The following is a 20,285-nucleotide window of genomic DNA, read 5'->3' as shown; positions in this document are numbered from 1 at the left end:
GTGTATTTTTGCGATAGAATTATATCATTTTTTAATATTTACTTAGTTTTTGGAGGTAAGCTTTGGCAAGACAGCAAGATTCAATAGACAAGACTACTTCTCTTCACCTCAATAATGAAGTGCAATTCCTCTGTTTTACACTCGAAGATGAGAAAGATGGCACAAATCAACTCTATGCAATGAATGTATTTAAAATACGCGAAATTATTTATTATGATAATGAGCTTACAGAAACTGCTGGGGATAATAGCGGTATTGTGCTAGGCTATCTCACTGTGCGTGATGAAACTATACCTCTTGTAGATATGAGACGATGGCTCTATTACAGCAGAGAAAATCCAGATAGAGATTTGAGGGAGTTTTCACTTAATACTAAAAAAAGCCTTGTAGTTATCTGTAATTTTTCTAATAATACCGTTGGGCTTAAAATCAAAAGTGTAAAACGTATTATTCACAAAAGTTGGAGCGATATTAATGAGAGTTCAGAGTTTGGTATTGATGGGAATTTAAAAGTTACAGCTACTACAAAATATGATGATGGTTCTGTGATACAAATTCTTGATGTAGAAAGAATGCTTACAGAAGCTTTCCCTTCAGTTAATGCTGCTGATGAGCTTGAACTCAATGATATAGGTAGTATTTCAAGTGATAAAATTATACTGTTGGCTGAAGATTCTAAACCAGCAGCAAAATCACTACAAAAAATTATCGAAAAGCTTGATTTAGAATACTTTAGTTTTCCTAATGGCAAAGCATTACTTGATTATCTCCATAATCCGGGTGTAGCAGCAAAAATTGGTGCAATTATTACAGACTTAGAAATGCCTATGGTATCAGGATTTGAAGTGCTTAAACGCATTAAAGAAACACCTGCAACTTGCCATATTCCTGTTATTATAAACTCATCAATGAGTAGTGATAGCAATCATCAAATGGCAGAACGATTAAAAGCTGATGGGTTTATTAGCAAATCAAATCCTATTGAAATCGAACAATCTTTGCGTAAGATTCTTACGCAAGTTAATTTCTAAGATTTTTTAAATTAAACTCTATCTTATTCTTATTTAAAGGAACATAATGCTAAGAACTCATTTGTGTGCAGAGCTAGGAACAGAATATATTGGCACAGAAGTGCAAGTGTGTGGGTGGTGCAATACTTATCGCGACCACGGTGGAGTGATTTTTATTGATTTGCGTGATAAAAGTGGGATTATTCAACTCGTATGCGACCCAAACAGCCCAGCATACAATATTGCTTCAAGTGTGCGTGATGAATATGTGCTTGTCGCAAAAGGTAAGGTGAGAGCAAGAGGCGCAGGACTTGAGAATCCAAAATTAAAAACAGGTATGATAGAAGTCGTGCTTAGCTCACTGATTATCGAAAATAAATCTCCCACACCTCCTATTGCTATTGGCGATGAAAATGTAAATGAGGAGCTAAGGCTCAAATATCGCTATTTAGATTTGCGCTCCCCTAAAGCATATAATACTTTTAAGATTCGTTCTGATATCGCAATAGCTACGCGTAATAGTTTGCAAAAAATGGGTTTTATTGAGGTAGAAACACCCATACTCACAAAAGCTACGCCTGAAGGAGCAAGAGACTATCTCGTGCCTTCACGCGTTCATCAAGGTGAATTTTATGCCTTGCCCCAAAGCCCACAACTCTTTAAACAACTGCTTATGATAAGCGGCTTTGATAAATATTTTCAAATCGCTAAATGCTTCCGAGATGAAGATTTGCGTGCTGATAGGCAACCTGAATTTACACAAATTGATATTGAAATGAGCTTTTGTGAGCAAGAAGACATTATCAATATGGCAGAGACCTTACTTAAAGACATTTTTAGTGTGTGTGGCAAGGAGATTCAAATACCTTTTATGCGTATGCCTTATGCGGAAGCTATGGAATCTTATGGGAGCGATAAACCAGATTTACGCTTTTGTATGCCGCTTGTAGAAGTGGGGGATTTATTTATAGATTCAAGCAATGCAATTTTTCAATCTATTGCACAAGATTCTAAGGCAAATCGTATTAAAGCTCTTTGTGTCAAAGGTGGCGATACATTCTTTTCACGCAAGACTTTAGGTGAAGCAGAAGATTTTGTGCGTAAATTTGGCGCAAAAGGACTTGCCTATATTCAAGTAAAAGAAAATGAACTCAAAGGTCCTTTAGTAAAATTTATCTCTCAATCTGCACTCAATGAACTTGTATCGCGCGTAAAAGCAGAGGTTGGCGATATTATTTTCTTTGGCGCAGGAGCTAAAAAAATAGTATGGGATTATATGGGGAGATTGCGTCTTAAAATTGCTGAAGATATGAATCTTATCAATGAAAATGAATACAAATTTTTATGGGTAGTAGATTTTCCTATGTTTGAAAAAGAAGATGGCAAAACAAAAGCCCTACATCACCCTTTTACAATGCCAAATAATTTGGATAAAGAAGATATTGAAGAGATTACCTCTGTAGCGTATGATGTAGTGCTCAATGGTATTGAACTTGGTGGAGGAAGCATTAGAATCCACAAAGATTCTATACAAAAGCGTGTATTTGAATTACTTGGCATTAGTGCTGATGAAGCACAAGATAAATTTGGCTTTCTACTTGAGGCATTACGCTATGGCGCACCTCCACACGGGGGTATTGCCATTGGATTTGATAGATTGATTATGCTCTTAAGCAAATCGCAAAGTATCCGCGATGTTATTGCATTCCCTAAAACACAAAAGGCGACTTGTCCTCTTACTCTCGCTCCAAGCGAAGTAGATAACGAGCAACTTAAAGAGCTTCATATCCGCGTAAAAAATGAGTCAAAATAAGGAGTGAATTATAAAGTCTTAGGACTTGAAAGAGGTGGTGTAGCATTAATTGGACGAGCAATAGTGTTATAATTATTTTTATTTTTACAGGCTTACCGACTCTTTTTTCTCTAAACTCACAAATTATTATGATACCTTAGTTTGTTGTGGTTATATGTTTTGTATTGTGTTAAGAATTATGGAATCCCACTTCACAAACAAGCACTTTTTGGAGGTTTGGGTTTTTAAGAGATAGCCAACGCACTTTAATAAGCGCGAAAGCTAAACAAGTTTTAGATTCTCATCTTAGAAGTTAAAAATATAGCGCGCACCAATGTTATATTGACGAGTAACTTCAATTTTTGTTTTATTGCCTCCTATGTCTCCATCAAATAATGTCATACCAATACAAGGCACTCTTACTATGGCTTCTAGGCTATGTTTAGAATCAATGACACTACGCAAACCAAGATTTAAGCTTACATCAAGCCCTGTTTTTTTAAGGCTTACGCCAGCTGATTCTACTTGACTAAAATCCCCATTGTCAATAGTATTCCCACCTACACCGATACCAAAAAATGCACCAAAATTTGCACTTCCACTTGTTATAAAATTAAAAAGTGCATCAACATTCACTCCATAATTTATTAAGGTTGTTTTGCTTGGATTCTCATCATAAAAATTTGCATAAGTAACATTTGCATAATAGCGCAAACCAACATTAGGGGTAAAAAATTGCTTATATCCTGCAATAATTTCATAACTTGCCCCAGCACCTACTGCTTTATTTTTTACTCCAGGCTCTGTCCATTCCCTTTTCCCTGCACCGTGTCCTATACCTATACCGACAAAAGCACCACTCTCTTCAGCCAAAGAAGTAGAGCTTGATAATACTAAAGCTGCGATTAAACTTATTAACAATTTTTTGCTCTTCATTAAAACCACCTTATAGAATTAATTTTGCATCTCTAATGTATTCATTCTACGCCCCTACTCCTAATTTTGCTTAAAGCGAAAGAAAGAAGTTTTAAAAAGATTCATAATATGAATAAAAGTAACATATTAGTTTGTAAAATATAATATAGATTTAAAGAAAAGAATAAAATATAAAGTATTAATGTTTAGTTTTTTCTCTTACCATTTGCACGAGAGTAATAGCATTCTCGCGTGGCAAATCAGGGAGCATTCCGTGTCCTAAATTAAAAATATGTCCTTCTTTACCCATAACTTTTAGAATCTCATCAACTCCCTGCTCCATAAAATCTCTGTCATATAAACGTGCTGGCTCTAAATTACCCTGCAACACATACTTTGTGCCGAGTTTTTCTTTTGCAAGATGTATAGGAGTGCTCCAATCCACGCCAAACACATCAAAATGACCATCAATTCTATCTAAATATCCAGCGATACCCTTAGGAAAAAGCATTATCGGTATATGTGGATATTTACCTTTAAGATAAGCAGCTATTTCTTTCATATATTTCCAGCTAAACTCCATATATACCTCACATTCAAGCGCACTAGCCCAGCTATCAAAAATTTGCACTGCATTTGCCCCAGCACGAATTTGATTTTCAAGATAAAATTTTAGCTCCTCACTTAATCGCTCAAGAAGAGCTTTGAGAATATGTGGTTGTTTATAAAGCATTGCCTTGCTTTTTGCATAGGTTTTACTCCCTTGCCCCTCAATCATATAGGTTGCTAAAGTCCAAGGAGAACCACAGAATCCTATGAGTGCCTTATCCTTTGGTAAAGCTGTGCGTGTGCTGCTTACAATATCATAGACATATTCTAAATGCTTATATGCACCCTCTCTAAGAGACTTCACATCTTCTAGGACATTTATTGTGTGTTTAAAATGTGGTCCTTCACCTGCCAAAAACTCTAAAGGTAATCCCATTTCCATAGGAAGCACTAAAATATCGCTAAACAAAATTGCTGCATCAACATCAAGAATCTCCACAGGCTGCAATGTTACTTCTGTGGCAAGTGGCACATTTTTACATAAATCTAAAAAGCTCCCAGCCTTTGCACGAGTTTGCTTATATTCGCTCAAGTATCGCCCAGCTTGGCGCATAAGCCATATGGGTGTATAAGGTGTGGGTTTTCTCAAACACGCATCAACAAAAATCATTTTTTCTCCTTAATCCTGCATTTGTGCCCATTTTATAGCAATTCTCACTGCATTTGTCGCTGCACCTACACGAATTTGGTCGGCTACACACCATAAATGTAAGATGTGTTTATCAAAATTATCCGCCCTAATACGCCCCACATAAGTTTGGTCTGTCTCACTTACAAAGCTTGGCATTGGGTAGCGATGACGCGCAGGGTCATCATAAAGCACCACACTAGGTGCATCTGCAAGAACTGCACGCGCCCTCTCAACGCTCACTTCTTGCTCGAACTGAATACTTATAGATTCACTATGACTACGCAAAATAGGCACACGCACACAAGTCGCACTCACTGCAAAATTTGTGTGCATAATTTTATGAGTCTCGTTAATCATTTTCATTTCTTCTTTGGTATAGTCATTAGGCATAAAAACATCAATATGTGGAATCACATTAAGTGCTAGGCGATGAGGGAAGACTTGAGCCTCTACTTCATCAAGTTTAAAGGCAAAAAATGCCTGCATTTGCATCACAAGCTCTTCCATACCGCGCTTTCCTGCACCACTTGCCGCTTGATAAGTGCTCACATCTACGCGCTTGATGCCAAATGCCTTATGCAAAGGAGCCAAAATATGCACCATTTGAATCGTGGAACAATTTGGATTTGAGATAATACCCTTTTTCCGCCATTGTGCTATATCTTGAGGATTGACTTCAGGCACGACGAGTGGTATATCTTTTTCCATACGAAAATGACTTGTATTGTCTATCACTACTGCTCCAGCCTTTGCTGCACTTTCAGCATAAGCTGCACTCACTGCACCTCCTGCTGAAAAAAAGGCAATTTCTACCCCCTCTTTAGCAAAAATTTCGTGTGTCGTCTCGAGTATGTTATATTTTTTTCTAGCAAATTCTATCTCTTTACCTACGCTGCGCTCACTTGCTAGTGGGACAATCTTTTTCACAGGAAATTTGCATTCTTCCAGCACTCTAAAAATTTCTTCTCCAACTGCCCCACTTGCCCCAACAACAGCAACAACATACTCTCGTGCTTTTTTCATCAACAATCCTTCTTAAGCTGAAAATAAGTCGCAGTTTAACAAGAATTTTTCAATTAATGGATAATTTTTAAATCCTCTATACATCTTTGGTGCAAAAATTTTTCTAAAATGTTCCTATCTCCCTCAATTCTTATTTTTACACTTTGAACTAAAAATTCATCTTTATACACACGCAATCCCCTTTTTTGTGCTTCATACTCACATAAAGAAAGCTTATTATATGGAATCTCTAATTCTACATTCTCGCTCATCACAAAATCTTGCAAAAGATTATGTGTTTTAGCGGTTTTTATAGCATTTTGCGTAGCAGCAGTATAAGCCCGAACAAGTCCGCCAACACCAAGTAATTGTCCGCCAAAATAGCGCACGATTATTACGCCAACATTGATAATCTCCTCCCCGCGTAATACATTCAAACTTGGCATACCACTACTTCCTCTAGGTTCTTTATCATCATCAAAAGATTCTATAATATGATAATATTCATCAAAATACCTACTTGCACTCACAAAATGCACTGCTTTTGGGTGTTTTGTGCGTAAAGTAAGAGATAATGCCTCAAAATTAGAAAAAGGAGTGAGAAAACTCAAAAACTTAGAGCCTTTAGATTCAAAACCACCCTCCACTTGAGAAAGAAGTATTTTCATTGTATAAATTGCTACATCATCTCTAAATAATATGTAATATTTTTGCTTTTTAGCTCCATTTGCCTGCCCTTTCTTTTTACAACAAATTCTCCTTGTAAGCCTCTTACAAAATTAAATTCATACACTCCACTTCCTTCAGAAAAGCACAAACGCCGTGAAGCACCACTATCACTAATTTGAAGCTTTTTGCCCCTAAGTTTAAAAGATGCGAAATAATTATTGCATACACTTACACCAAAAATCTTATCTTCACTAATATCAAAAGCCATATTTGATTTGGCTTCTTCCCACATAGGTGTAAATTCACGCCCATCTTTGAGAACAAATTTATATACACGCCATTGTTTCCCATCACCAAAAAGTGCTTCTTCATTTTCGTGCCGCATCACATCGACAAAACAACCACTTATACACATTAATACCATACTCGAAAATAATATTTTTTTAAGTTTCATAAATATACCTAATAATAGTCTCTTTGATTTATTTCTAAGCCATTTGTAAGCAAAGCATTATAGAATCCTATTATAAATAAATATCAAAAAGCTTAAAAAATCATATATTTTAATACTTAAGGAATATCTATGCATATTGATTTGCACAATCACACAACACTTTGCCACCACGCCACAGGCACAATGGAGCAATATATTACTCAAGCAATCGCACAAGGTATTGATATTTTTGGTTTTTCTTGCCACGCTCCTATGGCATTTGATGAAGAATATCGTATGGATAAAGAAGATTTGCCTCAATATTGTGAGCAAATTACTGCTTTACAAAAAAAATTTAAAGAAGATATCAAGATTCTAAGCGCATTGGAAGTAGATTATATTCTGCATAGAGAGGATTTAATAGAATCTTGTTTGCTTTCACTGCCTTTTGATTATCTCATTGGTTCAGTGCATTTTTTGGATACTTGGGGTTTTGATAATCCTGCTTTTATCGGTGAATACGCTAAACGCGATATAGAGCAGTGCTGGAGGGATTATTTAGATTCTATAAGTGCTATGGCACAAAGTGGATTGTTTCAAATTGTAGGACATTTAGACTTACTGAAGCTTTTTGGACATACATTGCCTCAATCTGTTCTCCCTAAACTTAATGATGCTTTAGAATCTATTGCAGATAATCGCCTTGCTATTGAAATCAATGCTGCAGGCTGGCGCAAACCTATCAATGAATGTTATCCGAGTGAATTTATTTTGCAAGAAGCCTTTAAGAAAGGGATTCCCATTACTTTTGGTTCTGATGCTCACGCGGTTGAACATATTGGATTTAAATACGAATCTTTATGCGCTTTGGCTAAAAAAGTTGGCTATACACACGCTCTTTATTTTCAACAAAAAGAGCCAATCAGTGTGGCTTTTTGATGCTACTTATATCTTACTTTTTACAAAGCTTTCCATTTCAGCTACGATTTCTTCAATACTGCGTTCGCCATTGATTGTCTGAAGCACATTTGCTTTTTGATAAAAAGATTCTATTTCCTTAAGTGGTGTGAGATATACGCTCATACGATTATTAAATACTTCTACATTATCATCAGCTCCCCTCGCCCTTCCCAAAACACGCTCACGAGCTACTTCTTCACTCACTTGCACTTCTATCACGCTAACAAGTTGCACTTGAGTTTGAACTTTAAGCTTTTCATCTAGGGCTTTCATTTGTTCTATACTACGAGGATAACCATCGATAATAATCACATCTTTAGGAGCCTTACTTATAGCATTCACAATTGTGCTTACAACAATATCAAGCGGCACAAGGTTACCTTTACTGATAAAGCCATCAATAATTTTACCCTGCTCACTACCACTTGCTACTTCCTCACGCAGTAAATCTCCAGTAGAATAATGCACAATACAATCTGTGTTATTTTTAGCTATAAGTTGTGCATCTGTAGTTTTACCAGAACCGGGTGCGCCAATAATCAAAAACAATTTTTTCATTCTCTCTCCTTAGGATTAGAAATAAAGTGAAGTAAGGATTATACTTTATAGAATCTTAAGAGAATATACGAAAGTTCTTTTAAAAGGCATTTAAATACTTGTTACCTTATCTTTATATAATACTAAAAAATTTTACAAAATTTTGCTCATTCTAAAAATACAAATTTCACCCTTATATCAAGTTATTGAAGTCCTAAGGAAAAAAATGACAAAAACATACACGAAATGGCGTTTGCTCTTTACTCTCATACTTATTCCTTTTATGCTCTTTGGTGATGATTTTGATAATGCCTCATTGCAATCTCAAAATCCCACTCCCTACACAAATCCCTATAATTATCAACCAAGTAATAAATTTGCTTATCTTGGCGTTAGCACAGGTATCATACTTGGTGGCACACTTGTAGGTGCAGGTGCGCTTTATCTTATGCCTGAATCCTTTACGAATTGGGATAAAAAAGAAATAGCAAATCTTGATGCAAATTGGCGTAGAAAAGTTTCACAAGGACCAGTAGTTGATGCTGATGACTGGTTTTTAAATTGGATTACACACCCTTATTGGGGTGCAGTGTATTATATGCAACCTCGTGTAGCAGGATTTAGTTGGGCTGAATCTGCTCTTTATAGTGTGCTTGCTTCTACATTTTTTTGGGAGTATGGAATTGAAGCCTTTGCAGAAGTGCCCTCGTGGCAAGACCTTGTTATTACTCCTGCGATTGGCTCAATTTTTGGAGAATTGTTTTATCGTGCCACACTTCATATACACAGCAATCAAGATAGACTTTTAGGCTCTAGAATCTTAGGCAAAAGCACTTTACTCCTTATGGACCCAGTGGGATTCCTTTTGCAAAATACCGGCTTAGCAAGATTTTTTGGTGTGCAAAACAAAAACGACATACAAGGTATAGTTATGCCATTGAATGGTAAAAATGGCAGCGGTATGCAAATGTATATTACTATGAGATTCTAAAATTTACTCACACTTTAGAATCTACAATCTTCTTTATTGCTTTTATAGTATATTCTACTTCTTCAATAGTATTAAATGCCCCCACACTTATACGCACACTTCCACCCTTATCAAAGCTTCCTATACTTTTATGTGTAAGTGGTGAGCAATGCAACCCTATACGTGTAAGAATCTCAAATTCCCTATCAAGTCTTAAACCCACCTCTGAAGGATACATATCCTCAATATTAAAAGCAAGATTCCCAACACATTTTCCCTCAACCTCATACACTTTTACACGATTAAGATTCTTTAATTCCTCATAGAGGTATTTACGCAATGTCATTTGATGAGTATGTAAAGCCTCAATTCCACGCTCTTTAATCCATTCTAACCCTGCTCTAAGTCCAGCAATGGCACACATATTTGGTGTGCCACTCTCATATTTATCGGGTAAAGTGCAAGGGTGAGTAATTTCTTCACTCAATGAGCCACTACCTCCTTGCATAAAACTATCAAGCATATTTTCATCAAAATGCGGATTTAAACTCATAAAACCAAGCGCACTTGGTGCATATAAGCCCTTATGGCAAGAAGCACAAATAATATCTGCATCATCTGCATTTAATGGCAAATGCCCTACTGCTTGAGAAGCATCAAGAATAAAAATAACATTATATGCCTTGCAGAGATTATAAAAGTGCTTAATCGGTAACACAGCACCACTCACATTATTTGCATACACACAGATAAAAGCCCTAGCTCCATTAAGTTTAGATTCCAATTCTTGCATATTGAGCGCACAAGTAGGCGAGGCTTGAAGCAAATCAAAATTCACATTATATTTACGCCCTAAAGTTTCAAGCGGACGCACCACACTATTATGCTCTAATGTTGTGCTAACTACCTTATCACCGCTTTTTAGCAAACCATAAAGTGCGCTATTAAGCATAGTTGTAGCATTTGCACCAAAAATTACTCGCTTTTCATTTGGTTGATGAAGTAGCTCTGCTAAGCCTACACGCGTCTCATAGAGAATCTTGCCAGATTCTATGGATAATCTATGTGCGCTCCTAGCAGGAGAAGCTCCTATATTACAAAGATAATCCCTTACTGCTTCAATGACACACGAGGGTTTAGGAAAAGAAGTAGCGGCATTATCAAAATAAATCATTACTCTTATACTTCTTTTAACCTAGAAGCATAATCGCTACATCACTCCCCACTTGCATACCTTGAGTAGCATAAATCTCTTTTACCACACCATCAATCGGAGAAAGCACCTCATTTTCCATTTTCATAGCCTCAACAATTGCAAGAGTATCACCTTGTTTTACTCTATCACCTACATTTACTTTAATTTTTGTAAGTGTGCCAGGCATTGGTGACTTGGCGTGTCCAGAAGTAGTAGCTTGAGGCAGAGAACCTGCTTTATGCTCTTTGACAACCTTGCCTCCTCCAGCAGGATTCATACTTTCGACAAAAACCTCTTTCAACTCACCATCAACGCGTATAAAAAATGGACGCACTTCATCTGTTTTTTCACCACTACCCTCAATTTTAATTGCATAATGCTCTCCATTGACAACAATTTCAAATTCTTTAGGTAGCTTATCATCACATTTTTCTTCATAAGATTCTAAAGGTTCAGGATTGAGTGCATTTGCGTTACGCTCTTGTAAAAAAGTCTGTGCAATAGCACCAAACATTGCATAAGATATAACATCGTGCGCATTTTTAGCAAATGCTTTGCTTTCTTCTTGTGCTTTTTGCAATTCAGGCTTTAATAAGTCTGCTGGACGCACACTTACAATTTTTTCACCCTCATTAAGAATCTTATTTTGCAATACATCACTTACAGGTGCTGGTGTGCGTCCATATAGCCCTTTAATTACATTACGTGTTTCAGTTGTGATAGTCTTATATCGCTCTCCCATAAGCACATTTAGCACTGCTTGAGTGCCAACAATCTGGCTTGAAGGCGTTACCAAAGGCACATAACCAAAATCTGCTCGCACATTCGGAATCTCCTGCATTACTTCTTCCATTCTATCAAGAGCATTTTGTTCTTTGAGCTGATTAGCCATATTTGAAATCATACCACCAGGTATTTGGCTAACAAGCACCCGTGTATCAATTTGATTATATTGAGATTCAAATTTTTTATACTTGCGGCGGTTTTTACGCAAAATCTCTGCTGCCATCTCCATAGAGGATATATCAAGCTTAGTATCCCATTGTGTGTCTTTAAGTGTAGCAACCATAGATTGTGTGCAAGGGTGGCTTGTGCCCTCACTTAAAGCTGAATTTGCCAAATCTAGCACATCAACTCCAGCCTCTACTGCTTTCAAATGTGATCCGAATGCAAAACCTGCGGTAGAATGCGTATGCAAACACAAATATACACCTATCTCTTCCTTAAGTGCTTTTACTAACTCATAAGCTGCAAATGGTGTAAGTAAGCCTGCCATATCCTTGATTGCAATAGAATCACAACCCATTGATACAAGTTCCTTTGCATAATCTACAAAGCTTGAAATTGTATGCACAGGAGAAGTTGTATAACAAATTGCACCTTGTGCGTGTTTGCCATATTTTTTTACACTCTCAATAGAAACTTTAAGATTACGAGCATCATTAAAGGCATCAAAGATTCTAAAAATATCCATACCTGCTTCAGCAGAGAGTTTTATAAACTCTTTTACAACATCGTCTGCATAATGCCTATAACCAATAAGATTCTGTCCTCTTAAAAGCATTTGCAATGGTGTTTTAACGCACACTCTTTTAAATTCATTCAATCGCTCAAAAGGATCTTCTTTAAGATAACGCAAACAAGTATCATAAGTCGCACCGCCCCATACTTCCATACTATGGAATCCTATATCATCAAAAATTTTTGCTGCTTCGATTAAATCCTGTGTGCGCATACGAGTAGCTAAAAGTGATTGGTGTCCATCTCGCAAACTATTTTCTGTGATTTTAATCATTTTTTCACCTTCATATTTGAAATTGCTAAATATGCTAGATTCTATCGTATTTGGCATTATGAATGGTAAAATATAGACTAAGAGAGCACCTCATAAGTCAATATTGTAGCATTTTGTATATATTCTTTTTTGCAAAAATGCAGATTTTCAATCTCTAAAGTGAGCAATTCATCAAGATGAGAAATTGCCTTTTGTGCTATGGCACGAGCATAAATACCACGATAAAACTTTGCATAATGACTTACTTTTTTGCCATTTTTTAAAAATACGATTTGGCAGTATTGCTTTGCATATTCACATTTATAAGCTTTTATATATGCTTCAGCGCGTAAATCAAGCACTTCTTCTCCGCTTAAAATTTCATCAATTTTAGCTTTTGAATTTACATAAAGATTTTTTAAGTTAAAAGCTCCTATACCCTTACCTTGATGAAGATTATAATATGGCAAAGGCTCATCTGCCCTCACTGCACCAAAAAGATTACTAAAAATATAGAGATTTTTATAGAGATAGTCTCGTGCTTTAGAATCTAGGGTTTCAAAATCAAGTGCTTTATACCCCACACCACTATAAAGTCTAATAGCCTCTACTCTTGGGGAAGCAAGGAGATTCTGAGAAAGAGCCAAATCGTGCATATCAAGAATCTTACTCCCAAAAAGTGAAGCAATTTCTTTTTCACTTGCAGTTTGCAAAAATACCATATACTCACGCACTGCTTGAGAATCTAATATGTAAGAAGAAGCATTATGCAAAGTCTTTGTCATATTTTGAGGCTTATTTTTGCCCTCACTTGGACTAAAGAGGATTTTTATACTCATTTTCTATTATAATACAAACAAATACGCATAAGGCGAGGAGGGATTGACAAAAGATTTTAAGTCATTATATGGAATATGAAGTTCTATTTCTCCATAAACATAAGGAGAAATCTCATAAAGATGCCATACAAATCTTATACCTTGTGGTGTAACAAAAAAAGTTTGTGGCAATGTTTTAAGTGGCAAACTCTCCTCAAAAAGTTTCTCTTTATATTTTGGTGTCTCTAGTTTTTGTGTGAGTATTTGCAAAAGTGCATTTGTGTTTTTCTCATCTAAAAGAAACAAATCCTCTAATTTGCTTGATAATCTTTCGCCACTTTGCAACGAATAACTTTCCATTTGTGTGTTCCATACCCCGTGTGCTCCTCCCCCATAGACATAAGAAAATTTAATTAGCGATATAATATGTGAATCTATCAAATCTACACGATATAATTTCGCGTATTCTGTATCAAACTTGTCTTTTTCTTGGCTATATATCTTAAAATCCTGCTTGGCTCTTGCTTTCAACCGCTTTCTCAACTCTAGTTCATCTTTTGCTCCCTCTGCAAGCTGTGTGTTGAGTTTCTCTATAATTTTAACTTCAAGCTTAGGATTATATGAGGGCAAAATGATAGGCTTTTTGTAAGTAGATTTAAATGAAACAACTTGCCTATCTGCTTTTTCAATAGATTGCGTATAGCTTTCCTGCACGAAAGTTACCTCATTTAAAGGCAATGTATCATCTTGAATAAAGCTAAATTTCTCTCCTGCAAAATAACTTTTTTGTCGCCAACCTTCAATATGAGGGTCATCATATTCCCATACACCACTTACCTTTAAAAGTCCTTTTTCATCTTTACTGAAAGTAATCTTTTGAGAATCAAGCGATGATATAAAATGTTCATTTTCTTCCATTGCTTCATTCCATACATTTGGCAAAACAATAGTAATCATTAAAGGAAAATCTCTTCTATCTTGCTTTAAATCAACCGTGTCTCTTTTTTCAGGGTCATTTTCTATATTCTCTATGCTAGATTCTATATCTATATCACCCTTTTTATCCTCCCACATAGATAAATACCCCACTTGCTCCTTATCACCCACCTTGCCTTTTAGCACATAAAAAGCTGTGTTATTTTTTTGGAGTCCTAGTAAATTTCTTACAGATTCACCTTGTTTGGCAATATTTTCCCACTCAGCTTTTTGATTTTTACTTTGATTTTCTTGCTCTATATGAGAATCTTGCTTCTTTTGGGAATCTTTAGAATCTCCACAACCTATTAAAATAAAACCTAAATGAATCCCCAAAACAATATATATTAGACTTGAAAATTTCATAATGCCCTCCCTTTATTGTAAAATAACTACCAACCACGTGAAATAATATGACAACTCACACAAGCCTTTAAAATACGCCCATACGTATCAACGCTTTTTACCATATCATCTTGCTTTAAAAATCGCTCTAGCATATCAATATTTTCTTCACTGCTACTTACAATTCTATTAGCAACATTCATATCACGCTTTTCTTTAAGGTAGAGGTTAGAATCAACACGTGCTAATTGTTTGTTAAGTTCTTTAAATTCATTAAGTCCTGCATCAATCCACTCTTTTTTGTTATACAAAAATCCTCTTTGCATTTGCTCCATTGCATATTCCATATCCTGCATAATTTTTGTAAGCTGGTGATTCTGTGCCAAAACACCACATATACATAAACAAATACTCAATAAAATTCTCATTTTGCCTCCTCAAATAATTTTGAACCAATCCGAACGATATTTGCTCCATAGGCAATGGCTATTTCAAAATCCCCACTCATACCCATAGAGAGAATCCTAGCTCCCTTGTCTTTTAGGCTATCAAACACATCACGAGTAAGCTTGAAACTCTTTTCAATATCAGCTCTTTTATCACTATGTGCGCCAATACTCATTATACCCTCAAGCTTGATATTCGGGCAAGTGGCGCATATTTGCTCATATATCTCCTTAGCAGATTCTACGCTCACGCCGCTTTTAGTTGGCTCATTTGCAGCATTGACTTGAAGCAATGCTCTTATTTTGCGCTCCCCTAAGCGTTTTTGCAAAGCAAGAGCGAGCTTTATAGAATCTAAGCTATGCAAAAGTGTAGGATTTAAAGAAAGAAATGTATTGATTTTATTTTCTTGTAAATTCCCAATAAAATGCCACTCCAAAGGCAAGTCATCTAAAGATTCAATTTTTGCGCGTAAATCCTGCACCTTATTTTCGCCAAATGCTCTTTGTCCGCATTCATAAAGGGCGCGGATTTGCTCCGTGCTTTGATACTTACTTACTGCAACAAGCGAGATGATTTGATGAGGACTATAGGCTAATCTAGCCCTTTCAATTCTACGTAAAATGCGTTCAAGATTCAAAGCTAACATATTCTTTCCTTACGATAATAAACGAAAAATATCATTATACAATCCTAAAAACATTAAACCAAAAAGTATTGCCCACCCACACAATGTAAGATAATAAGCAATATTTTCACTCGGTGGCTTCCTCATAATAATCTCATAGCAATTAAAGATGATATGTCCTCCATCGAGTGCAGGGATTGGTAAAAGATTAAGAATCCCTAGATTCACAGAAATAAGAGCAGTAAGCCAAAAAAGCATAATCCAGCTATCCTGTGAAGCTGAACCTATCACAGACACTATACTCACAACGCCACCCACTTCACTACTTGGCACGACACCACTTATAAGTTTCATAATGCTTTGTATAATAAGTGTGGAAGCCTTCAGGGTCTCATTAAATCCATAGCCTATGCTTTGTAAAAAATTATATTGCACTATACCCATCTCACCACTACTTGAAATACCAATCATATTGCGCGTAATTGTCTCACCAAAAATATTTTTTGTCTCTTGCTGTGTTGGAGTAAGTATGACTTCAAATAGGTTTATAATGTGTGGATTTGCATTCACTTCTCTTTGCAAGGCAACAAGCAATGCCCCTTGTGCATTCACAATGGCAGAATCTAGCTCTTCCCAAGTTTTAATCTCTTTATCATTTATACTTAAGATTCTATCCCCTGTCTTCATACCAGCCAAGTAGGCGGGATAATTTTCTTTCACTTCTCCTATCACAGGCAAAAGGCTTAATTTCCCACCTAAACCTACCGCCATATACAGAAAAAAAGCAAGGAGCAAGTTAAATAATGGTCCTGCTAACAAAATTGCAATACGTTGATATGGACTCTTGCTCAAATATGAATCTACCTCATAATTGCGGGCTTTTGGATTAGCATCATCTTGTCCTTTTAATTTTACATAGCCACCAAGAGGGATAAGTGAAAGGGCATATTGTGTTTGCCCTATATACATACTTGCAATTTTTTTACCAAACCCAATGCTAAAGACTTCTACGCTCACACCGCACATACGCGCTACAATAAAATGTCCTAGCTCGTGAAAGAAAACAAGAAAAGATAAGATAAGTAATGCGATAAAAATACTCATATACTTAAACTCTTAACATATTTGATTGTGTAATCAGCCCCAGAATATAAAGTCAATACTACGGCAATCCATAGCAACACCTCTCCACCGGGAAAAAAATCTGCTAACAAAAATGCTATTGCTGTTATTTGCACACCTGTTTTGTATTTGCCACTTTTACTTGCTGCCACACTTGCACCACTTCCTGCCACCATTACGCGCAATCCAGTAATAAAAAATTCCCTTGAGAGTATTAGAAATACCGCCCAAGGAGAAGCTCTATCTAAAATTAAAAGAGCAATAAAAGCCGATAGAATGAGCATTTTATCAGCTAAAGGGTCAAACACCTCTCCAAAACGAGAATGCACCTTGTATTCACGCGCAATATAGCCATCAAAAAAATCTGTTAATGAAGCTATACAAAAAATGAGGCAAGTAAGATAATTCACCCAACTCTTATCAACATAATGAGGCAATATTATATCATAATGTAACGCCACAAAAAGCAATAAAACTGCTAACAATATCCGTGAAATACTTAAAAAATTAGGTAAATGCTTCACTATTCTCCCTTAAATGCCTCAAAATATGTAACTTTCGACAGATTCTACACTGGATTCTTTAACTTAATACATAAAGTATCAAAAGTTGTGCGAGTTTTTGCTACAATCACGCTATTATTTTTGCCATATCACTTTATATAAAGGAGGATACAATGATTAATATATTCATTAGACGCAATGGATTAATTGTGCGTGAAAGCCTACACCTAAGCGATGAAAGAGTGAAAATGCTCCACGAACACGATAAGATTCTATGGATTGACTTATTTCAACCCTCCCACGATGAAGTGAATTACATCTCAAATACTTATAATATTGAAATGCCGAGCAAGGAAGAACGAGAAGAAATCGAACAATCAGCGCGTTACTGGGAAGATAGTAGAACAATTACCATTAATACCTATTTCCTTGTGCGCTCTAGCGAATCTGATTTGCATAACGAAACAATTACCTTTTTGATTTGCAAAAATATTCTCTTAACAATCCGTTATAGTGAATTTAAAGTATTTGATGAGATTCAAGATATTGTCCTTGCTACGCCTAAAGTTTTTGAAGACGGCTTTGATTTGCTCGGTAAAATTTTTGAAATACGCGTGGAAAAAGACGCCGACCTGCTTGAATCTGCTGCAAAAAATACCCGTGCATTACGCAAAAGAGTATTTAACTCTCAAGTGATAAATTATGATGAAATGCTTGAAGAGCTTTCCTCATTGCAAGAATTAAATATGAGTGTGCGAGATTCTCTTTTTGACAAAAGACGAGCCATTACCGCAGTGCTTAAAAGTGATAAAGCCGATACTGATGTAAAAAAGAATATTACCATTGTTTTAAAAGACTTAAATTCACTTGTAGAATTTACCGCAGTCAATATGCACGCACTCGATAATATTCAGACCATTCTCACAAATCAAATCAATATAGAACAAAACAAAACTATTAAGCTTTTCACCGTTGTAACAGTAGCGATGATGCCCCCAACGCTTATTGGCACAATTTATGGTATGAACTTTGATAATATGCCTGAACTTCATTGGGATTTTTCCTATCCTGTGGTATTAATCATTATGATTCTATCCACCATTTTCCCTATTATCTACTTTAAGAAAAAAGGTTGGATTTAATGCTTGATTGGATTTGGGATATTCACGCGTGGATAGCACTAGGCACGCTTGTATTTTTAGAAATCGTGCTTGGCATTGATAATCTTATCTTTCTTGCAATTATCATTGCACGTCTTCCCCAATCCCAACGCGAAAAGGCTAGAATTTTTGGTTTAATGCTTGCTATGCTCTCGCGAATTGCTCTTTTAGTCTCACTTTTTTGGGTAATGAAACTCACAGCACCACTTTTTTATATTGCTGATTTTGCTGTGAGCGGACGAGACATTGTGCTTTTTTTGGGTGGGTTATTTTTAATTTACAAAGCTACAGGCGAAATCCACTCAATGAGTATAGAAGAAGAGCAAAACAATCAAAATAACACAAAACCTTATAGTGCATTTGGTTTAGTGCTTGTGCAAATTATGGTGCTTGATATTGTATTTTCGCTCGATTCTGTTATTACAGCAGTAGGTATGGTAGATATTTTACCTGTAATGATACTTGCCATTATCATAAGCGTATTTGTTATGCTTTTTGCCTCAAAAGGCATTTCGCATTTTATAGAATCTCACCCAAGTATCAAGACTTTAGCACTTTCATTCCTTATCCTTGTGGGTGTAACACTCATAGCAGATAGTGCGCATTTTCATATACCTAGAGGATATATTTATTTTGCTATTATTTTTTCTTTAAGCGTAGAGATTCTCAATATTTACTTTATCAAATCACGCAAACAAAAGTGAGGGTATAGCGCATAAACTCCCCTTAAGACTTTTAAATTCTTAAAGGGAATTATAATGCTTAGAAGTTATAAATATAGCGCGCACCGATGTTGTAATTACGAGAAGCTGTAAATTTTGCTTGAGTGCCTGCCACATTTCCATCAAATAATGTCATGGCAACTAAAGGCACTCGAGCTATGGCTTCTAAACTATGTTTAGTATCTACCACGCTACGCAAACCAAGATTTAAACTCACATCAAGCCCTGTTTTTTTAAGGTTTATACCTAACACTTCTATATCGTCCAAATCTTTACTATCAATCGTATTTCCGCCTACACCCACACCTACAAATGCGCCAAAGTTTGCACTCTCACTCGTGATAAAATTAAAAAGAGCATCAACATTCACACCATAATTCATTATAGTTGTCTTGCCCGGATTCTCATTATTAAAATTTGCATAAGTGAAGTTTGCATAATAACGCAATCCAACATTAGGGGTAAAAAATTGCTTATAACCAGCAATAATTTCATAACTTGCCCCAGCCCCTACTAATTTATCTTTTGTTCCAGATTCTACCATTTCTTGTTTTCCTGCGCCGTGCCCTATACCCACACCAAAAAACACACCATTCTCTTCAGCCAAAGAAGCGGAGCTTGATAATGCTAAAGCCACAACTGAACCTATTAATATTTTTTTACCTTTCATTGAAACCACCTTTATGAGAATAAATTTGCATTAAATGCAGTTTCAATTTTAGCCCCCCCCCCCCCCCGATTTTTGCTTAAAAGCAAAAGAATTGAAGTTACATTTGGACTTTATATGCAAAAGTGTAACAATAAACATAAAGGGGATTGTTGTTGGGAGATAAACTAGGATAAGGCGTTTGTGAAGTGTGTTTTTATAAGATGATATATTTATGTGTGTGTAAAAGCAAAAGAAAATGAAGTCAAAGATTAGTAAGCAGCACTTTACTCACTAATCTTATATACTTAAGAGTTTGATTGGGCTAAAACCTCTTCTTATTCACATCATCTAATATATCTTTAGCTACCTTATCTACTCTCTCACTAATCTCTGCACTAGAATTAGCAATATTGACATTCTCT

Annotated in this window: 21 protein-coding genes; 6 read left to right on the top strand and 15 right to left on the bottom strand. The window is 36.0% G+C overall.

What is annotated here, in order from left to right:
- Nucleotides 1–62: 62 nt before the first annotated feature.
- Entirely contained in the window at nt 63–1,031 is a 969-nt protein-coding gene (locus LS65_RS05395; RefSeq protein WP_034360531.1) for a chemotaxis protein, read from the top strand.
- A gap of 46 nt (nt 1,032–1,077) precedes the next feature.
- Complete coding sequence (gene aspS, locus LS65_RS05390) at nt 1,078–2,823, top strand: aspartate--tRNA ligase (RefSeq protein WP_034360534.1); 1,746 nt, start codon at nt 1,078–1,080, stop codon at nt 2,821–2,823.
- Between the two features lie 285 nt (nt 2,824–3,108).
- Here the strand turns inward: aspS and LS65_RS05385 are convergent, their stop codons facing one another.
- The 5 genes from LS65_RS05385 to LS65_RS05365 form a co-directional block, all read right to left on the bottom strand.
- Complete coding sequence (locus tag LS65_RS05385; RefSeq protein WP_138129783.1) at nt 3,109–3,738, bottom strand: outer membrane beta-barrel protein; 630 nt, start codon at nt 3,736–3,738, stop codon at nt 3,109–3,111.
- Between the two features lie 178 nt (nt 3,739–3,916).
- Entirely contained in the window at nt 3,917–4,936 is a 1,020-nt protein-coding gene (hemE, locus tag LS65_RS05380) for a uroporphyrinogen decarboxylase (RefSeq protein ID WP_034361178.1), read from the bottom strand.
- 9 nt (nt 4,937–4,945) lie between these two features.
- A complete protein-coding gene (locus tag LS65_RS05375; RefSeq protein ID WP_034361179.1) occupies nt 4,946–5,980 on the bottom strand; it encodes an aspartate-semialdehyde dehydrogenase in 1,035 nt (344 codons plus the stop codon).
- Between the two features lie 53 nt (nt 5,981–6,033).
- Complete coding sequence (locus tag LS65_RS05370) at nt 6,034–6,627, bottom strand: YigZ family protein (protein ID WP_034361181.1); 594 nt, start codon at nt 6,625–6,627, stop codon at nt 6,034–6,036.
- A gap of 11 nt (nt 6,628–6,638) precedes the next feature.
- Nucleotides 6,639–7,082, bottom strand: coding sequence for an META domain-containing protein (locus LS65_RS05365; protein WP_034361183.1), 444 nt, complete (start codon nt 7,080–7,082; stop codon nt 6,639–6,641).
- Nucleotides 7,083–7,211: 129 nt separating this feature from the next.
- On the opposite strand from LS65_RS05365, the gene LS65_RS05360 reads away from it, so the two are divergent.
- Entirely contained in the window at nt 7,212–8,000 is a 789-nt protein-coding gene (locus LS65_RS05360) for a histidinol-phosphatase HisJ (RefSeq protein WP_034361185.1), read from the top strand.
- Between the two features lie 6 nt (nt 8,001–8,006).
- Here LS65_RS05360 and LS65_RS05355 read toward each other — a convergent pair whose 3' ends face one another.
- Nucleotides 8,007–8,579 (bottom strand): adenylate kinase, encoded by a 573-nt coding sequence (locus tag LS65_RS05355; RefSeq protein ID WP_034361187.1) that lies wholly within the window; start codon nt 8,577–8,579, stop codon nt 8,007–8,009.
- Between the two features lie 205 nt (nt 8,580–8,784).
- Here LS65_RS05355 and LS65_RS05350 point away from each other — a divergent pair, with 205 nt between their 5' ends.
- Nucleotides 8,785–9,549, top strand: coding sequence for a DUF3943 domain-containing protein (locus tag LS65_RS05350; RefSeq protein ID WP_236096647.1), 765 nt, complete (start codon nt 8,785–8,787; stop codon nt 9,547–9,549).
- A 7-nt stretch (nt 9,550–9,556) separates the two neighbouring features.
- Here the strand turns inward: LS65_RS05350 and LS65_RS05345 are convergent, their stop codons facing one another.
- The 8 genes from LS65_RS05345 to pgsA all read right to left on the bottom strand — a co-directional run bounded on the left by LS65_RS05345 (nt 9,557) and on the right by pgsA (nt 17,353).
- Nucleotides 9,557–10,702, bottom strand: a complete 1,146-nt coding sequence (locus tag LS65_RS05345; RefSeq protein ID WP_034361189.1) for an aminotransferase class V-fold PLP-dependent enzyme — start codon at nt 10,700–10,702, stop codon at nt 9,557–9,559.
- Between the two features lie 16 nt (nt 10,703–10,718).
- Complete coding sequence (gene oadA, locus LS65_RS05340; RefSeq protein ID WP_034361944.1) at nt 10,719–12,518, bottom strand: sodium-extruding oxaloacetate decarboxylase subunit alpha; 1,800 nt, start codon at nt 12,516–12,518, stop codon at nt 10,719–10,721.
- 77 nt (nt 12,519–12,595) lie between these two features.
- Nucleotides 12,596–13,336 carry a YaaA family protein gene (locus LS65_RS05335; protein ID WP_034361191.1) on the bottom strand — a complete coding sequence of 247 codons (741 nt, stop codon included), beginning with the start codon at nt 13,334–13,336 and terminating at the stop codon, nt 12,596–12,598.
- Between the two features lie 6 nt (nt 13,337–13,342).
- On the bottom strand, nt 13,343–14,656 hold the full coding sequence (locus LS65_RS05330) for a DUF3298 and DUF4163 domain-containing protein (protein WP_034361193.1): 1,314 nt from the start codon (nt 14,654–14,656) through the stop codon (nt 13,343–13,345).
- 26 nt (nt 14,657–14,682) lie between these two features.
- Nucleotides 14,683–15,063 (bottom strand): hypothetical protein, encoded by a 381-nt coding sequence (locus tag LS65_RS05325; protein WP_034361195.1) that lies wholly within the window; start codon nt 15,061–15,063, stop codon nt 14,683–14,685.
- On the bottom strand, nt 15,060–15,728 hold the full coding sequence (locus LS65_RS05320) for a YggS family pyridoxal phosphate-dependent enzyme (RefSeq protein WP_034361196.1): 669 nt from the start codon (nt 15,726–15,728) through the stop codon (nt 15,060–15,062). The genes LS65_RS05325 and LS65_RS05320 overlap by 4 nt, the downstream gene beginning before the upstream one ends.
- Before the next feature lie 9 nt (nt 15,729–15,737).
- Nucleotides 15,738–16,811 (bottom strand): RIP metalloprotease RseP, encoded by a 1,074-nt coding sequence (gene rseP, locus LS65_RS05315; protein WP_034361198.1) that lies wholly within the window; start codon nt 16,809–16,811, stop codon nt 15,738–15,740.
- The gene (gene pgsA / locus LS65_RS05310; protein WP_034361199.1) at nt 16,808–17,353 is read right to left on the bottom strand and encodes a CDP-diacylglycerol--glycerol-3-phosphate 3-phosphatidyltransferase; all 546 of its coding nucleotides are present in this window, start codon (nt 17,351–17,353) and stop codon (nt 16,808–16,810) included. Before pgsA ends, rseP begins: the two co-directional genes overlap by 4 nt.
- A gap of 152 nt (nt 17,354–17,505) precedes the next feature.
- On the opposite strand from pgsA, the gene corA reads away from it, so the two are divergent.
- Both corA and LS65_RS05300 read left to right on the top strand, forming a co-directional pair.
- Complete coding sequence (gene corA, locus LS65_RS05305) at nt 17,506–18,474, top strand: magnesium/cobalt transporter CorA (protein ID WP_034361200.1); 969 nt, start codon at nt 17,506–17,508, stop codon at nt 18,472–18,474.
- Nucleotides 18,474–19,196, top strand: a complete 723-nt coding sequence (locus LS65_RS05300) for a TerC family protein (protein ID WP_034361201.1) — start codon at nt 18,474–18,476, stop codon at nt 19,194–19,196. Before corA ends, LS65_RS05300 begins: the two co-directional genes overlap by 1 nt.
- A 58-nt stretch (nt 19,197–19,254) precedes the next feature.
- Here the strand turns inward: LS65_RS05300 and LS65_RS05295 are convergent, their stop codons facing one another.
- Nucleotides 19,255–19,884, bottom strand: a complete 630-nt coding sequence (locus tag LS65_RS05295; RefSeq protein WP_034361202.1) for an outer membrane beta-barrel protein — start codon at nt 19,882–19,884, stop codon at nt 19,255–19,257.
- Between the last annotated feature and the right edge of the window lie 401 nt (nt 19,885–20,285).

The organism is Helicobacter japonicus, assembly GCF_000762845.2.
In the GTDB taxonomy this organism is placed as follows: Bacteria; Campylobacterota; Campylobacteria; order Campylobacterales; family Helicobacteraceae; genus Helicobacter_C; species Helicobacter_C japonicus.
This window is presented reverse-complemented; position numbering and strand designations above follow the sequence as displayed.

What these genes read in the sequence shown, in the direction of transcription:
- aspS (WP_034360534.1), top strand. Translation starts at nt 1,078, where the DNA reads ATGCTAAGAACTCATTTGTGTGCAGAGCTAGGAACAGAATATATTGGC.
- LS65_RS05385 (WP_138129783.1), bottom strand. Translation starts at nt 3,738, where the DNA reads ATGAAGAGCAAAAAATTGTTAATAAGTTTAATCGCAGCTTTAGTATTA.
- hemE (WP_034361178.1), bottom strand. Translation starts at nt 4,936, where the DNA reads ATGATTTTTGTTGATGCGTGTTTGAGAAAACCCACACCTTATACACCC.
- LS65_RS05375 (WP_034361179.1), bottom strand. Translation starts at nt 5,980, where the DNA reads ATGAAAAAAGCACGAGAGTATGTTGTTGCTGTTGTTGGGGCAAGTGGG.
- LS65_RS05370 (WP_034361181.1), bottom strand. Translation starts at nt 6,627, where the DNA reads ATGAAAATACTTCTTTCTCAAGTGGAGGGTGGTTTTGAATCTAAAGGC.
- LS65_RS05365 (WP_034361183.1), bottom strand. Translation starts at nt 7,082, where the DNA reads ATGAAACTTAAAAAAATATTATTTTCGAGTATGGTATTAATGTGTATA.
- LS65_RS05360 (WP_034361185.1), top strand. Translation starts at nt 7,212, where the DNA reads ATGCATATTGATTTGCACAATCACACAACACTTTGCCACCACGCCACA.
- LS65_RS05355 (WP_034361187.1), bottom strand. Translation starts at nt 8,579, where the DNA reads ATGAAAAAATTGTTTTTGATTATTGGCGCACCCGGTTCTGGTAAAACT.
- LS65_RS05350 (WP_236096647.1), top strand. Translation starts at nt 8,785, where the DNA reads ATGACAAAAACATACACGAAATGGCGTTTGCTCTTTACTCTCATACTT.
- LS65_RS05345 (WP_034361189.1), bottom strand. Translation starts at nt 10,702, where the DNA reads ATGATTTATTTTGATAATGCCGCTACTTCTTTTCCTAAACCCTCGTGT.
- oadA (WP_034361944.1), bottom strand. Translation starts at nt 12,518, where the DNA reads ATGATTAAAATCACAGAAAATAGTTTGCGAGATGGACACCAATCACTT.
- LS65_RS05335 (WP_034361191.1), bottom strand. Translation starts at nt 13,336, where the DNA reads ATGAGTATAAAAATCCTCTTTAGTCCAAGTGAGGGCAAAAATAAGCCT.
- LS65_RS05330 (WP_034361193.1), bottom strand. Translation starts at nt 14,656, where the DNA reads ATGAAATTTTCAAGTCTAATATATATTGTTTTGGGGATTCATTTAGGT.
- LS65_RS05325 (WP_034361195.1), bottom strand. Translation starts at nt 15,063, where the DNA reads ATGAGAATTTTATTGAGTATTTGTTTATGTATATGTGGTGTTTTGGCA.
- LS65_RS05320 (WP_034361196.1), bottom strand. Translation starts at nt 15,728, where the DNA reads ATGTTAGCTTTGAATCTTGAACGCATTTTACGTAGAATTGAAAGGGCT.
- rseP (WP_034361198.1), bottom strand. Translation starts at nt 16,811, where the DNA reads ATGAGTATTTTTATCGCATTACTTATCTTATCTTTTCTTGTTTTCTTT.
- corA (WP_034361200.1), top strand. Translation starts at nt 17,506, where the DNA reads ATGATTAATATATTCATTAGACGCAATGGATTAATTGTGCGTGAAAGC.
- LS65_RS05300 (WP_034361201.1), top strand. Translation starts at nt 18,474, where the DNA reads ATGCTTGATTGGATTTGGGATATTCACGCGTGGATAGCACTAGGCACG.
- LS65_RS05295 (WP_034361202.1), bottom strand. Translation starts at nt 19,884, where the DNA reads ATGAAAGGTAAAAAAATATTAATAGGTTCAGTTGTGGCTTTAGCATTA.